The following is a 13274-nucleotide window of genomic DNA, read 5'->3' on the forward strand; positions in this document are numbered from 1 at the left end:
GCGCCGTTTGCGCATCATCGCTGGGCGGTGCGTCGGACCTTGCCGCTGATACGACGGAGGCGACATGCAGGACGAAAAGCGGCTGGTCTCCATGCTGCGCGAATTCCTCGACAGCGAGGCGGCCGGCGGCCTCATCCTGATGGCTGCGGCGGCCCTGGCCCTGATCGTCGCCAATTCGCCGCTGGCCGAAGCTTATTTCTCCGCCCTCCATGCCTATCTCGGACCGCTCAGCGTCTCGCACTGGATCAATGACGGCCTGATGGCGGTGTTCTTCCTGCTGGTTGGCCTCGAGATCAAGCGCGAGATGCTCGACGGCCAGCTCTCGACCTGGCCGCGCCGCGTGCTGCCCGGCATCGCCGCCGCCGGTGGCATGGCGGTGCCAGCACTGGTCTACGTCGCCATCAACCGCAACAATCCAGCCGCTCTGTCCGGCTGGGCGATCCCGACCGCCACCGATATCGCCTTTGCGCTCGGCGTGCTGTCGCTGCTCGGCAGCCGCGTGCCGGGCTCGTTGAAGATATTCCTTACCGCGCTCGCCATCATCGACGATCTCGGCGCCGTGCTCATCATCGCGGTGTTCTATACCAGCGGCCTGTCGCTCGCCTATCTCGGCGCCGCCTTCGCCGTCATCGCGCTGCTGGTGGTGCTCAACCGCATGCGGGTGCTGACGCTGCTGCCTTATATCGTGCTTGGTGTCGTGCTGTGGGTTTTGGTTTTGAAATCGGGCGTCCATGCGACGCTCGCCGGGGTCGCGCTGGCTCTCACCATACCGCTGAAGATCTCGTCGGGCAGCGGCCACGATCTCGACCATTCGCCGCTGCACCGGCTCGAACACGGCCTGCACACAATCGTACCCTTTTTCGTCATCCCGATCTTCGGTTTTGCCAACGCCGGCGTCTCACTCGGCGGTCTCAGCGCTGCCGCCTTGATCGAGCCGCTGACGCTCGGCGTCGCCGCAGGCCTCGTCGCCGGCAAGCTGGTCGGCGTGTTCGGGTCTTCCGCGCTTGCCATCCGGCTCGGATTTGCCGATCTGCCGGTCAATGCCGGCTGGCTGCACATGATCGGTATTTCACTGCTCTGCGGCATCGGCTTCACCATGAGCCTGTTCATCGGCCTGCTCGCCTTCGCCAGCGACGTCGCTCTGCAGGACGCGGTCAAGGTCGGCATCCTCGCCGGCTCTTTCATCGCAGCGATCCTCGGCGCCGCTGTGCTGCTGGTTGCGCCGGCCGCGAGCGGGGCGGAGGAGGCGGAAGAATAATCGCGTGGCGCCTTCGGCCTGAGGCCACCGTCTCCCCGAGGGCGCTATCCGTGCGCAATCATGACGTGGCGGACTGCGGTATAGTCCTCCAGCGCATATAGCGACATGTCCTTGCCGTAGCCGGATTGTTTCAACCCGCCATGCGGCATCTCGTTGGTCAGCATGAAATGGGTGTTGATCCAGGTGCAGCCATATTGCAGGCGGGCGGCCGTCGCCATGGCGCGCGAAACATCCTTGGTCCACACCGACGACGCCAGGCCGTAGTCAGAATCATTGGCCCAGTTCACCGCTTCGTCGACTTCGGAAAAGCGGGTGACCGAGACCACCGGGCCGAACACTTCGCGGCGCACGATCTCGTCCTCCTGCAGCGCGCCGGCGACGACGGTCGGCTGGTAGAAGAAGCCGGAGCCCTCGCCCGGCTTGCCGCCCGTAGTGATCTCGATGTGCTTGAGCTCCGAGGCGCGCTCGACGAAGCTCGAGACGCGGTCACGCTGGCGACGCGAAATCAGCGGGCCGATCTCGTTCTCGGTATCATCTGGGCGATCATACTTGATGGTCGAGACCGCAGCGGAGAGGTCCGCGACGAGTTTGTCATAGATCTTCTTGCCGGCATAGATGCGGCAGGCAGCGGTGCAATCCTGGCCGGCATTGTAATAGCCGAAGGCGCGCAGGCCGTTGACCACCGCACCGAGATCGGCGTCGTCGAAGACGATGACCGGCGCCTTGCCGCCGAGCTCGAGATGTGTGCGCTTGACCGATTTAGCGGCGGCCTGCAGCACCTTCTTGCCGGTGGCGACGTCGCCGGTGATCGAGATCATGTTGACCTTCGGATGGTTGATCAGCGTGTTGCCGACGCTGTCGCCGCGGCCGAGCACGACGTTGACGACGCCTTCCGGCAGGATCTCGACAAGGATTTTCGCCAGCTTCAGCGCGGTCAGCGGCGTCTGTTCCGACGGCTTGAAGACGACCGTGTTGCCGCCGGCAATCGCCGGCGCCAGCTTCCAGGCCATCATCATCAGCGGATAGTTCCACGGCGCAATCGACGCCACAACGCCGATGGCGTCGCGGCGGACCATCGAGGTGTGGCCGGGAATGTATTCGCCGGCGACCTGGCCAGGCATCGAGCGGACCGCGCCGGCAAAGAAACGGTAGCAGTCGACGATCGCCGGGATCTCGTCATTGAGCACGGCATTGATCGGCTTGCCGCAGTTCAGCGCCTCGAGCGCCGCGAAATCCTGTGCCGCGGCCTCGATGCGATCGGCGATCTTCAGGAGATAGCCGGCGCGCTGCGCCGGCGTGGTGCGCGACCAGGTGACGAAGGCTTTTTCGGCGGCAAGCACTGCCGCCTCGATCTGCGCCGGGCTGGCCTCGGGCAGATTGAGGATGGTCGCCCCGGTCTTCGGGTTGAGGATCGGTTCCTCGGTCTCGGTGCCTTTTTCGAATTTCGCGCCGATCAGCATCTGCGTGTCCATGGAAGTCTCTCCCTTATGAACGAGATCATTTGCCCGAACCGGCGATCTGGTCGCCGTCGCGGGTCAGGTAATAGGCAGCGAGGATGGGAAGCAGCGTCACCAGCACCACGACCATCGCCACGACATTGGTGACCGGACGCTGGCGCGGACGGATCAGCTCTTCGAGCATCCAGATCGGCACCGTTTGCTGCTGGCCGGCGGTGAAAGTGGTGACGATGACCTCGTCGAAGGACAGCGCAAAGGCGAGCATGCCGCCGGCCAGCAGCGCGGTTGCGATGTTGGGCAGCACGACATGCCGAAAGGTCTGGAAACCGTCGGCGCCGAGGTCCATCGACGCCTCGATCATCGAGCCGGACGTGCGGCGGAAACGGGCGACCGCATTGTTGTAGACGACGACCACGCAGAAGGTCGCGTGGCCGAGCACGATCGTCCAGAACGAGAACGGGATTTCGGCCAGCGCGAAGGCCGAGCGCAGCGCAATGCCGGTGATGATGCCGGGTAGCGCGATCGGCAGGATCACCAGCAGCGAGATGGTTTCGCGGCCGAAGAATTTTGTGCGGGACACGGCGGCGGCGCACAGCGTGCCGAGGACCAGCGCGATGGCGGTCGAGATCGCCGCGACCCGCACCGACAGCGACAGCGCCTGCCAGACGTCGGGGCGGTTCCAGGTGACGGCGAACCATTGCGTCGTCAGCCCCGGCGGCGGCCAGACGAAGCTCTTCTCCTCCGTGGTGAAGGCATAGACGAAGATCAGCACAATCGGCAAATGCAGGAAAAGCAGGCCGCCGGTGGCAGCGAGCTTCAGGCCGATCGGCGCCGATGGGCCACGGTCAGAGCGCATCGAAAGCCCCCATGCGCTTGGCGCCCCAGAGGTAGAAGCCCATGATGACGATGGGCACCACGGTAAAGGCGGCGGCGAGCGGGATGTTGCCGGCGGTGCCTTGCTGCGAATAGACGGCCTGGCCGATGAACAGCCGCGAGGTACCGATGATCTGCGGGATGATGTAGTCGCCGAGCGTCAGCGAGAAGGTGAAGATCGAGCCGGCGACGATGCCGGGCAGCGTCAGCGGGAACAGCACGTTGCGGAAGGTCTGGCCGGGCGAGGCGCCCAGATCGGACGAGGCCTCGACCAAATTGCCCGGCACGCGCTCGAGTGCGGCCTGCACCGGCAGGATCATGAAGGGCAGCCAGACATAGACGAAGACGATGAAGGTGCCGGTTGACGAGACCGACAGCGAGTTGCCGCCGACGATCGGCAGCGATAGCCATGCATCGAGCAGCCATAGAAGATGCAATTTGGCCAGCAGCCACGTCAGGATGCCTTCCTTGGCGAGGATCAGCTTCCAGGCATAGATCTTGACCAGGTAGCTCGACCACAGCGGCAGCATGACGCCGAGATAAAACAACGCCTTCCAACGGGCGCGCGCATAGCGCGCCGCGTAATAGGCGATGGGAAAGGCAATGACCGCCGACGCAAACGTCACCAGCGCCGCCATCGTCACCGTGCGCAGGATGATGTCGAGATTGGCGGCCTGCAGCAGGTCGCCATAAGTCTTCAGCGTGAACTCGCGGTTGATGAGGCCGGAGAACTCGTCGATCGAAAAGAAACTCTGCAAAAGCAGCGCGAAGAGCGAGCCGATATAGACGATGCCGAGCCACAGAACCGGCGGCAGCAGCATGAGCAGGAGCAGGAGTTGCGGCCGGCGCCAGAAGATGTCGGAGAGCGCGCCGCGTACGCCGCCGCTGCCCGGCAGGATGGCAGGCGCCGTGGCCCGCGGCATGGCAGCGTCCAGGCTCATCCCAGTTCGTCCATCAAATGCAAATGCTCGCGGTTGAAGGTGAGCACCACCGCCTCGCCTTCCCGGGGCAAGGCTGCACCCGCCGGGACGATGGCATGCAGCCGCAAGCCCTCTGCATCGAGCGCCAGTCTAGTCGTGGCGCCGAGATAATTGGTCGAGACAAGGCGGGCGGCAACGCCTTCGCCGTTGGCCCGGCCAATACGGATGGATTCGGGCCGCAGGCTGCCCCAGCGATGCTGGCCGGCATAGCGCTGGACGAAATCCGGCGGCAGCACGTTGGACGAGCCGACGAAATCGGCGACGAAGCGGGTCTTGGGGCGCTGGTAGATGTCTTCCGGCGTGCCGATCTGCATGATCTTGCCATCATTGAAGACGGCGACGCGGTCGGCCATCGACAGCGCTTCGCCCTGGTCGTGGGTGACGAACACGAAGGTGATGCCGAGCGCCTTCTGCAGCGATTTCAACTCCTCCTGCATGTTTTCGCGAAGCTTGAGGTCGAGCGCGCCGAGCGGCTCGTCGAGCAGCAGCACCTTGGGCTGGTTGACCAGCGCCCGGGCGAGCGCGACGCGCTGGCGCTGGCCGCCGGAAAGTTGGCCAGGGCGACGCGCGCCGTAGCCGGGAAGCCGTACCAGCGCCAGCGCCTCTTCCGCCGCCTTTTGCCGCTCCGGTCTGCCGACGCCCTTGACCATCAGCCCATAGGCGACGTTGTCGAGCACGTTGAGATGCGGGAACAGCGCATAGTCCTGGAACACGGTGTTGACGTTGCGGCGATAGGGCGGCACGCCCTCGGCGCGTTCGCCGAAGATCGAGATCGAGCCGGCCGTCGGCTGCTCGAAACCGGCGATGAGGCGCAGGCACGTCGTCTTGCCCGAGCCGGAAGGCCCGAGCATGGCGAAGAACTCGCCCGGCACGATGTCGAGATCGACCGCGTCGACGGCACGCACGCTGCCGAAATGGCGGGAGACTTTTTGGAAGGAAACGGCGGAGGTCATGGGTCGTCCTGATCTGTCAGGCTCATCAAATTTCAGGCGGTCGCGCCGCCCCTCATCCGCCTGCTGGCACCTTCTCCCCGTATATAGTGGACGGCGAGAAGGGAGGCGCTCCAACGCTGGCGACCCCCCGTTTCTTCACCGGGAGAGGGTAAGGGTGAGGGGCAGCGCCGGGCTTCGTAGGTGAGGCGAACTCACCGCCCGCCGATGACGCCGATATAGTCCGACACCCAGCGGTAGTAGGGTACGCACTGGTCGTTCTGGGTGGCGCATTTCGAGACCGGCGTCTTCCAGAACTTGATCTTGTCGAAATTGTCGTAGCCGTTGGTCTTGCAGCCTTCTTCGCCGAGCAGTTCGTTGCCCTTGCAGGCGGCAGGTACCACCGGCAGCGAGCCGAACCAGGCGGAGACGTCGCCCTGCACTTTCGGCGACAGCGAATGCTCCATCCACATGTAGGCGCAGTTCGGGTGGGCAGCATCGGCCTCCATCATCGTGGTGTCGGCCCAGCCGGTAACGCCCTCCTCGGGGATGGTCGAGGCGACCGGCTTCTTGGCCGCGATCAGCGTGTTGACCTGGTAGGGCCAGGAGCCGGAGGCGACGACGCCTTCGTTCTGGAAATCGTCGACCTGGATGGCGGCGTCGTGCCAATACCGTCCGACCAGCGTACGCTGGACCCGCAGAAGGTCGAGCGCGGCCTTGTACTGGTCTTCGGTCAGTTCGTACGGATCCTTGATGCCGAGCTCCGGCTTGTGGGCCATCAGGTAATTGGCGGCATCGGCGATGTGGATGGGCCCGTCATAGGCCTGGACGCGGCCCTTGTTCGACTTGCCGTCGGGAAGCTTCATTTCCTCGAAGACCACGTTCCAGCTCTTCGGCGCCTCCTTGAACACTTCGGTGTTGTACATCAGCACGTTCGGCCCCCACTGATAGGGGACGCCGTAATGGACGCCGCCGACGGTGAACCAGGGTGCATCCTTCAGCCGGTCGTCAACCGTCTTCCAGCTCGGGATGAGATCGGTGTTGATCGGCTGGACACGCTTGCCGGCGACAAGGCGCAGGGAGGCATCGCCCGAGGCGGTGACGAGATCGAAGCCGCCCTCGTTCATCAGCGAGACCATCTCGTCGGAGGTGTTGGCGGTCTTGACGTTGACCTTGCAGCCGGTTTCCTTCTCGAACGAAGTGACCCAATCATAGGCCTTGTCGGTTTCGCCGCGCTCGATATAGCCCGGCCAGGCGACGATATTGACCTCGCCTTCGCCTTTGCCGAGCTCCTTGACCTGGGCGATGGCCTGGCCGGAGAAGCTCAGCGCGACCGTCAAGGCAGTGCATGATTTCAGCAATGAATTCATCGTCGATCTCCCATTTTTGCATGACCTCGAAACCGGTTTCGGTTTTCGGAAGAAGATCATGCGCCCGTTCAAAGACGTTGGATGCGCGGCTCTGAGGGCCGTGCTCCGGCGGCAGCTTTGTTCCCTGACCGAAAAGTGCTGCGAAATTTCCGGTTTCGCAAATTCATTTATCAGAAAGCCGATATCGATTTTTCCGATAGGTCAGCGGCCAATCTTCTCAGGCCGTTGGCGCACCATGCGCTGCGACTGGGCAAGTCCGATGAAGTCGCGCGCCGCCTGCGGCAGACCGGAGCCGCGCCGCCAGACCATGCCGACCTGGACGACCGGCAACGACCCCGAAATATCGCGCGATTCGATGCGGTCGCCTTCCAGCGACCATGGCCGGTAGACGAGGTCGGGCAGCAGCGCCACGCCGGCGCCGGTAGCGACGAGGCTGCGCACCGCTTCGACCGAGCGGGTGCGGAAGGCGACATGCGGCTTGGCGCCGATTGCCGTCAGCAGCTTTCCGGTATTCTCCTCGATCTCGTCGACGGTCAGCATGATCAGCGGTTCCGAGGCGATGTCGCCGATGCCGATGATGTCGGCACCGGCCAAGGGGTGTCCGAGCGGCAGCCACAGCCGGTAGGCCGAGACTTCGAGGATTTCGGACTGCAGCGCGGTGCGGTCGCGCAGGTTCGAGGTGACCATGACGGCAATGTCAAGCTTGCCGCCGATCAACAGATGCTCGAGATAGTCGCCATTGTCCTCGATCGCCGAGACCTCGACACCCGGATAGGCGCGGCGGTAGCGGGCAAGAAGATCGGAAAGCACATAGCCAGCGACCAACGAGGTGACGCCAAGTTGCAGCCGCCCGCTTGCCGCGATCCGTTCGCCGAAGAAGGCGCGGCGCGCATCGGAAACGTCGGCCAGGATCTTCCTCGCATGGCGCAGGAACTGGTGGCCTTTGTGGGTGATGTTCAAGCCGCGCGGGTGGCGCTCGAACAGCTCGACGCCGAGATCGTGCTCCAACTCCTTGATCGCTTCGGTGACCGAGGATTGCGAGATCGACAGGTTCTGGGCGGCGCCCGACACTGTGCCCTGCTCGGCGACGGCGATGAAGAACTGCAATTGGCGGATGGTGAAAGCCATGGCCGGACTAAACACGGCAGAGGCGGCGCTGGGAAGTGGGTGCTGGTGCCGATCTGCCGATAGAGCTCAGCCCTCGCTTCCGCCGTCCGCAATGCTGAGCCGCGCGCCGGCCTGGACGAGGGCGGCGGCGATGTCGTGCGGCGGCGGCCGGTCGGTGGCGAGTTCGGAAAAGCCGCCGAAGCCGCAGACCTGAACAAGGCCCTGGCGGCCGAATTTGCTGTGGTCGGTGACGACAAGCGAACGCTGGCCGCGCGACAGCACCATGCGGGCGAATTCGGCCTCTTCCAGGTCATAGTCCATGACGCCGGTGACGGCATCGACCGCACCGGTCGATATCACTGTATGGTTGACGGAAAAGCGGCTGACGAATTCGATGGCCGAGACGCCGAAGGCAGCACCGGAATCGCTGCGCAGCTCGCCGCCGGCCATATAGACTTTGTTGCCGTTGACGGTGGCCAGTGTGCGGGCGATGTCGGAGGAGTTGGTGACGACCGTCAGCCGCCGGTGGCCGAGCAGTTCCCGGGCCAGGAAAGAGGTGGTGGTGCCGGTGTCGAGCATGATGGACTCGCCGTCGCGGATGGTGGCGGCGACCATGCGGGCAATAGCCCGCTTGGCATCGGCGTTCTCGCGCATGCGCCGCTCGAACGGCGCTTCGCCGGCAAACGACGGCAGGCTGATTGCGCCGTGCATCTTGAGGATGGAACCGTCGCTGGTCAGTGGCTTGACGTCGCGGCGTACCGTCTCCAGCGAGACGCCCAGCCGGTCGGCCAGGCTGGCAATGGTGACAGTGCCTTCCTCCTTGAGGAGGCGCAGGATTTCGCCATGCCGCTTCGAGTGGACCATCGGTTCCATCCGGTCGGATTGTTGCAGCGTTGACCGTTTCTACGGCAAAAACGCTACTAGCTTCAATAAATTTCGCAAAATTCGGGCAAAAACGCAGAGAACACCACAATTTCGCGTTGACAACGCCTCCAGCGTGGCGCGACATTATCGCTGTGACAGGCTCGGAACGGAGGACGACGGCTGAGCCGCACGAAAAATCGCCTGCCCGAACGCCCGGGAAAACTGTTGGGTGCAAGGGTGCCGAAATTCAGGATCCGCGGGGGCGGATGCCGGCGTCGAAGAAACCCGGCACAAAGGGGCTCGTCGGTGCGGTGCGGGATACCGATCCCGAGATCTGCACCGACGAGATCTTCGCGTTGCCGCCATTCCTCTGTCCGATTGTCATCCCCGGCCAGCCGTGACATGCGTGGAAAATTGACCCGATGTTGGACGAGATCGTGACTGTCGAAGACCGCATCCGCGCGCTGCCTTGCTGGACCGGCAGCATCGACATTGCGCCGCTGCCGGGTGGGCTGAGCAATGCCAATTATCTGGTCAAGGACGCGGCCGGGCGGCACGTCGTACGGCTCGGCCAGGACTATCCGTTCCACCATGTCTTTCGCGAGCGCGAGATGATGACCGCGCGGGCAGCGCACGCCGCAGGCTTCGCTCCGGCCGTCCACTACACCGGACCGGGCGTCATGGTGACGGAGTATCTCGGCGCCAAGGCCTACGTCGCGCAGGACGTGCGCGCCGATCTCGGCCGCGTTGCCGCGTTGCTGCGCGGCTTCCACCGGGAGATGCCCAGTCACATCTCCGGCGCCGGCTTCATGTTCTGGGTATTCCATGTCATTCGCGACTATGCGCGCACGCTGGAGGAAGGCCGCAGCCGCAAGCTGGGCGAATTGCCACGCCTTTTGACTCTGGCGGACGAGCTCGAGCGCGCGCAAAAACTGCTGCCGATCGTCTTCGGTCACAACGATCTTCTGCCGGCTAACATAATCGACGACGGTCACAGGCTGTGGCTCATCGACTTCGAATATGCCGGCTTCAACACCGCGATGTTCGACCTTGCCGGCGCGGCTTCGAACGCCGGCATGAGCGACGAGGAATCCTTCGCCTTCCTGACTGCCTATTTCATGAAGGAGCCGGACCCGGCGATACGGCGCTCGCACGCCGCCATGCAATGCGCGTCGCTGCTGCGCGAGGCGATGTGGGGCATGGTTTCCGAGCTCTACCTCGATGCGCCCGGTGTCGACTACGCCGCCTACGCGGACGAAAACCTGGCGCGGCTCGAAGCCGCCCTGGAAAACTACAGGACAAAATACGGGACGCGGACATGACCTTGCCCGCCCAGGCCGGGATCGTGGTCATCGGCGGTGGCATCATCGGCTGTTCGACGGCCTATCATCTGGCGCGCGACCACAAGGCCGAAATCGTGCTGCTCGAACAGGGCAAACTGACCTCGGGTTCGACCTGGCATGCTGCCGGGCTGGTCGGCCAGCTACGCTCGTCGGCGTCGATCACGCGCGTGCTCAAATATTCAGTCGATCTCTACAAGGGGCTGGAAGCCGAAACCGGCCTCGCCACCGGCTGGAAGATGACTGGCTGCCTGCGCCTCGCCACCAATGCCGACCGCTGGACGGAGTATAAGCGGCTGGCAACGACGGCCAAAAGCTTCGGCATGGACATGCATCTGCTGTCGCCGGCCGAGGTCAAGGAAATGTGGCCGCTGCTGGAAACCGGCGACCTCGTCGGCGCGTCCTGGCTGCCGACCGACGGTCAGGCAAGCCCTTCCGACATCACCCAGTCACTGGCCAAGGGCGCGCGCATGCATGGCGCAAAATTGTTCGAGGAGGTGCGGGTCACCGGCTTTGAACTGACCAACGGCCGGATCGTCAAGGTTAGGACGAACAGGGGCGATATCGCCTGCGACAAGGTGGTGAACTGCGCCGGGCAATGGGCGCGGCAGGTGGGTGCGTTGGCCGGCATCAACGTGCCGCTGCAGCCGGTGAAGCACCAGTACATCATCACCGAGAGGATCGTCGGCCTGGCGACCGACGCGCCGACAATTCGCGACCCCGATCGCCGCACCTATTTCAAGGAGGAGGTGGGCGGGTTGGTGATGGGCGGCTACGAGCCGAACCCGCAGGCGTGGACGACCGGCCTGCCCGGCGGCGATGTGCCGGACGATTGGGAGTTCCGGCTGTTCGACGATGATTACGATCATTTCGAGCAGCATATGAGCCAGGCCATCGAGCGCGTCCCGGCGCTTGCCAATGTCGGCGTCAAGCAGATGATCAACGGGCCGGAGAGCTTTACGCCGGACGGCAATTTCATCCTCGGCGTGGCGCCGGAATGCCCCAATATGTTCGTCGGCGCCGGCTTCAATGCCTTCGGCATCGCGTCCGGCGGCGGCGCCGGCTGGGCGCTGGCGCAATGGGTCGTCGACGGCGAGGCGCCGCTCGATTTGTGGGTGGTCGACATCCGCCGCTTCTCCGACCTGCACCGCGACCGGAAATGGGTCGGCGACCGCACGCTGGAAGCCTACGGCAAGCACTACACGATCGGCTTCCCGCATGAGGAATATGCCAGCGGACGGCCGCGCATCGTCTCACCTTTGTACGAGCGGCTGCAAAAACATCGCGCCGTGTTCGGCTCGAAACTTGGCTGGGAGCGGCCGAACTGGTTCGCGCCGGCAGGCATCGAGCCGAAGGACGTCTATTCGATGGGCCGGCAGAACTGGTTTTCACCCGTCGGCGACGAGCATCGCCATGTGCGCGAAAAGATCGGTATTTTCGACCAATCGTCGTTTGCCAAATACGAAATGACCGGAGCCGACGCGCTGAAGGCGCTGGACTGGATCTGCGCCAATGACGTCGCCAAGCCGGTCGGCCGGCTGACCTACACACAGCTCCTCAATACGCGCGGCGGCATCGAGGCCGATTTGACCGTGGCGAGGCTCGGTGAGGAAAAATTCTACATCGTCACCGGCACCGGGTTCCGCACGCACGATTTCTCCTGGATTGCCGATCATATCGGCAGGGAGTTCGACGTGACGCTGACCGACGTCACCGAGGATTTTGGCACGTTGTCGCTGATGGGGCCGCGCGCACGTGACGTGCTGTCGGCGGTGACCGATGCTGACGTCTCGAATGCCGCCTTTCCGTTCGGCCATGTTCGCGAGATCGCCATTGCCGGCCACGCCGTGCGGGCACTGCGCGTCACCTATGTTGGCGAACTGGGCTGGGAATTGCATGCGCCGATCGCGGCGACAGGCGAGGTTTTCGACGCGCTGATGGCGGCGGGCGCTACCCACGACATCCGCCCGGTCGGCTACCGGGCGCTGGAATCGCTGCGGCTGGAAAAAGGCTACCGCGCCTGGGGCGCCGACATCACGCCCAACGACACGCCGCAGGAGGCCGGCCTCGGCTGGGCGGTGAAGCTCAGGAAGAACACCGATTTCCTCGGCCGACGGGCGCTTGAAAAGCTCGGTGGCTCGACGCTCAGGAAACGCTTTGCCGGCTTCACTGTCGACGATCCCGACGTCGTGCTGCTCGGGCGCGAGACCATCCTGCGCAACGGCGAGGCGGTCGGTTACCTCACCAGCGGCGGCTATGGCTACACCATCGGCAGGAACATCGGCTACGGCTATGTGCGCAATGCCTATGGCGTCAGCGATGATTTCCTCACCTCCGGCGACTACGAGCTGGTTGTGGCAATGGAACGGACGCCGGCGAAGATTCACCTCGAGCCGCTTTACGATCCGGCAGGAGTAAAGGTGAAGGCGTAGAGCGTTCCGATTTCAGCCTCAGTTCACGATGAGCACCAGCCCCCGGCTAGGCACCGTATCGGCCTCGCCTGGCATCGAGACATAGGGCGGCGTCTCCTCGGCGCGGGTGACGATGCCTTGCGCCTCGAGCTCGGCGATCCGCGCGGCAAAGCCCGTGTCCCACAGCGTGTTCTTCACCGTCAGTACGATCACTCCGCCCGGCCGGCAGATGCGGATCAGCTCGTCCAGCCCCTCGGCTCCGACATGGCCCGACGTGAAGACGCCGGCTGAGATGATCCCGGCATAGGCATCGTCCACGAAGGGCAGCGGCCCGCCAAGCGCCAGGCAGTGCAGCGCCGAATAGATACCTTTGCGCGCCGCTTGCGCCAGCATTCCTTCCGAGATGTCGAGCGCCTCGACCTGCGGATAACCGGTGATGGCGAGCCACTCGCCGATGAGCCCGGTGCCGGCGCCGGCATCGAGGAGAGGTGCGGCGCCGCGCGGCAGATGGCGGGCCAGCAAGGCAAGGCAGATGGTGGGATGGCGATAGCCGGCCGCCGACATGTCGGCGTCGTAAGTGCCGGCCCAGCTGTCGTAGAGCGCGGCTACGTCTTCCGGCCGCTTCGCCGCATAGGCTGCGGCGAGTGCGCTCTGCTGTTTGCTGTCCGTCATTGCTGTTTCGTCG

The 13274-nt window shown here is 64.3% G+C and carries 12 protein-coding genes; 4 read left to right on the forward strand and 8 right to left on the reverse strand.

The window, feature by feature from the left end; translation table 11 throughout:
• Positions 1 to 64 precede the first annotated feature (64 nt).
• Positions 65 to 1258, forward strand: coding sequence for a Na+/H+ antiporter NhaA (gene nhaA / locus NKH42_RS03300; RefSeq protein ID WP_352686959.1), 1194 nt, complete (start codon positions 65 to 67; stop codon positions 1256 to 1258).
• A 44-nt stretch (positions 1259 to 1302) separates the two neighbouring features.
• On the opposite strand, the gene NKH42_RS03305 is transcribed toward nhaA, so the two are convergent.
• The 7 genes from NKH42_RS03305 to NKH42_RS03335 all read right to left on the reverse strand — a co-directional run bounded on the left by NKH42_RS03305 (position 1303) and on the right by NKH42_RS03335 (position 8838).
• Positions 1303 to 2730, reverse strand: a complete 1428-nt coding sequence (locus tag NKH42_RS03305; protein ID WP_352686956.1) for a gamma-aminobutyraldehyde dehydrogenase — start codon at positions 2728 to 2730, stop codon at positions 1303 to 1305.
• A gap of 25 nt (positions 2731 to 2755) precedes the next feature.
• Positions 2756 to 3571, reverse strand: coding sequence for an ABC transporter permease (locus tag NKH42_RS03310; RefSeq protein ID WP_352506955.1), 816 nt, complete (start codon positions 3569 to 3571; stop codon positions 2756 to 2758).
• Positions 3561 to 4511: an ABC transporter permease gene (locus NKH42_RS03315; protein ID WP_352507003.1), complete on the reverse strand. Its 951-nt coding sequence runs from the start codon at positions 4509 to 4511 to the stop codon at positions 3561 to 3563. Before NKH42_RS03315 ends, NKH42_RS03310 begins: the two co-directional genes overlap by 11 nt.
• 14 nt (positions 4512 to 4525) lie before the next feature.
• Complete coding sequence (locus NKH42_RS03320) at positions 4526 to 5521, reverse strand: ABC transporter ATP-binding protein (protein ID WP_352506954.1); 996 nt, start codon at positions 5519 to 5521, stop codon at positions 4526 to 4528.
• A 191-nt stretch (positions 5522 to 5712) separates the two neighbouring features.
• The gene (locus NKH42_RS03325) at positions 5713 to 6867 is read right to left on the reverse strand and encodes an ABC transporter substrate-binding protein (protein ID WP_352506953.1); all 1155 of its coding nucleotides are present in this window, start codon (positions 6865 to 6867) and stop codon (positions 5713 to 5715) included.
• 201 nt (positions 6868 to 7068) lie between these two features.
• Complete coding sequence (locus NKH42_RS03330) at positions 7069 to 7995, reverse strand: LysR family transcriptional regulator (RefSeq protein WP_254816127.1); 927 nt, start codon at positions 7993 to 7995, stop codon at positions 7069 to 7071.
• A 66-nt stretch (positions 7996 to 8061) separates the two neighbouring features.
• Positions 8062 to 8838: a DeoR/GlpR family DNA-binding transcription regulator gene (locus NKH42_RS03335; RefSeq protein WP_352686951.1), complete on the reverse strand. Its 777-nt coding sequence runs from the start codon at positions 8836 to 8838 to the stop codon at positions 8062 to 8064.
• Positions 8839 to 9104: 266 nt separating this feature from the next.
• On the opposite strand from NKH42_RS03335, the gene NKH42_RS03340 reads away from it, so the two are divergent.
• Genes NKH42_RS03340 through NKH42_RS03350 form a run of 3 tightly spaced genes read left to right on the forward strand, consistent with a single transcriptional unit; the run spans position 9105 to position 12610 of the window.
• On the forward strand, positions 9105 to 9239 hold the full coding sequence (locus NKH42_RS03340; protein ID WP_352506952.1) for a hypothetical protein: 135 nt from the start codon (positions 9105 to 9107) through the stop codon (positions 9237 to 9239).
• A gap of 36 nt (positions 9240 to 9275) precedes the next feature.
• A complete protein-coding gene (locus NKH42_RS03345; RefSeq protein WP_254816390.1) occupies positions 9276 to 10160 on the forward strand; it encodes a phosphotransferase in 885 nt (294 codons plus the stop codon).
• The gene (locus tag NKH42_RS03350) at positions 10157 to 12610 is read left to right on the forward strand and encodes a GcvT family protein (RefSeq protein WP_352686948.1); all 2454 of its coding nucleotides are present in this window, start codon (positions 10157 to 10159) and stop codon (positions 12608 to 12610) included. Before NKH42_RS03345 ends, NKH42_RS03350 begins: the two co-directional genes overlap by 4 nt.
• Positions 12611 to 12628: 18 nt before the next feature.
• Here NKH42_RS03350 and NKH42_RS03355 read toward each other — a convergent pair whose 3' ends face one another.
• On the reverse strand, positions 12629 to 13261 hold the full coding sequence (locus NKH42_RS03355; protein WP_352506950.1) for a class I SAM-dependent DNA methyltransferase: 633 nt from the start codon (positions 13259 to 13261) through the stop codon (positions 12629 to 12631).
• Between the last annotated feature and the right edge of the window lie 13 nt (positions 13262 to 13274).

Origin of the sequence: Mesorhizobium sp. M1142 (genome assembly GCF_040318565.1) — a bacterium.
Classification (GTDB): Bacteria; Pseudomonadota; Alphaproteobacteria; order Rhizobiales; family Rhizobiaceae; genus Mesorhizobium.

Coding starts and splice junctions, on each gene's coding strand:
- nhaA (WP_352686959.1), top strand. CDS start 65: ATGCAGGACGAAAAGCGGCTGGTCTCCATGCTGCGCGAATTCCTCGAC.
- NKH42_RS03305 (WP_352686956.1), bottom strand. CDS start 2,730: ATGGACACGCAGATGCTGATCGGCGCGAAATTCGAAAAAGGCACCGAG.
- NKH42_RS03310 (WP_352506955.1), bottom strand. CDS start 3,571: ATGCGCTCTGACCGTGGCCCATCGGCGCCGATCGGCCTGAAGCTCGCT.
- NKH42_RS03315 (WP_352507003.1), bottom strand. CDS start 4,511: ATGCCGCGGGCCACGGCGCCTGCCATCCTGCCGGGCAGCGGCGGCGTA.
- NKH42_RS03320 (WP_352506954.1), bottom strand. CDS start 5,521: ATGACCTCCGCCGTTTCCTTCCAAAAAGTCTCCCGCCATTTCGGCAGC.
- NKH42_RS03325 (WP_352506953.1), bottom strand. CDS start 6,867: ATGAATTCATTGCTGAAATCATGCACTGCCTTGACGGTCGCGCTGAGC.
- NKH42_RS03330 (WP_254816127.1), bottom strand. CDS start 7,995: ATGGCTTTCACCATCCGCCAATTGCAGTTCTTCATCGCCGTCGCCGAG.
- NKH42_RS03335 (WP_352686951.1), bottom strand. CDS start 8,838: ATGGTCCACTCGAAGCGGCATGGCGAAATCCTGCGCCTCCTCAAGGAG.
- NKH42_RS03340 (WP_352506952.1), top strand. CDS start 9,105: ATGCCGGCGTCGAAGAAACCCGGCACAAAGGGGCTCGTCGGTGCGGTG.
- NKH42_RS03350 (WP_352686948.1), top strand. CDS start 10,157: ATGACCTTGCCCGCCCAGGCCGGGATCGTGGTCATCGGCGGTGGCATC.
- NKH42_RS03355 (WP_352506950.1), bottom strand. CDS start 13,261: ATGACGGACAGCAAACAGCAGAGCGCACTCGCCGCAGCCTATGCGGCG.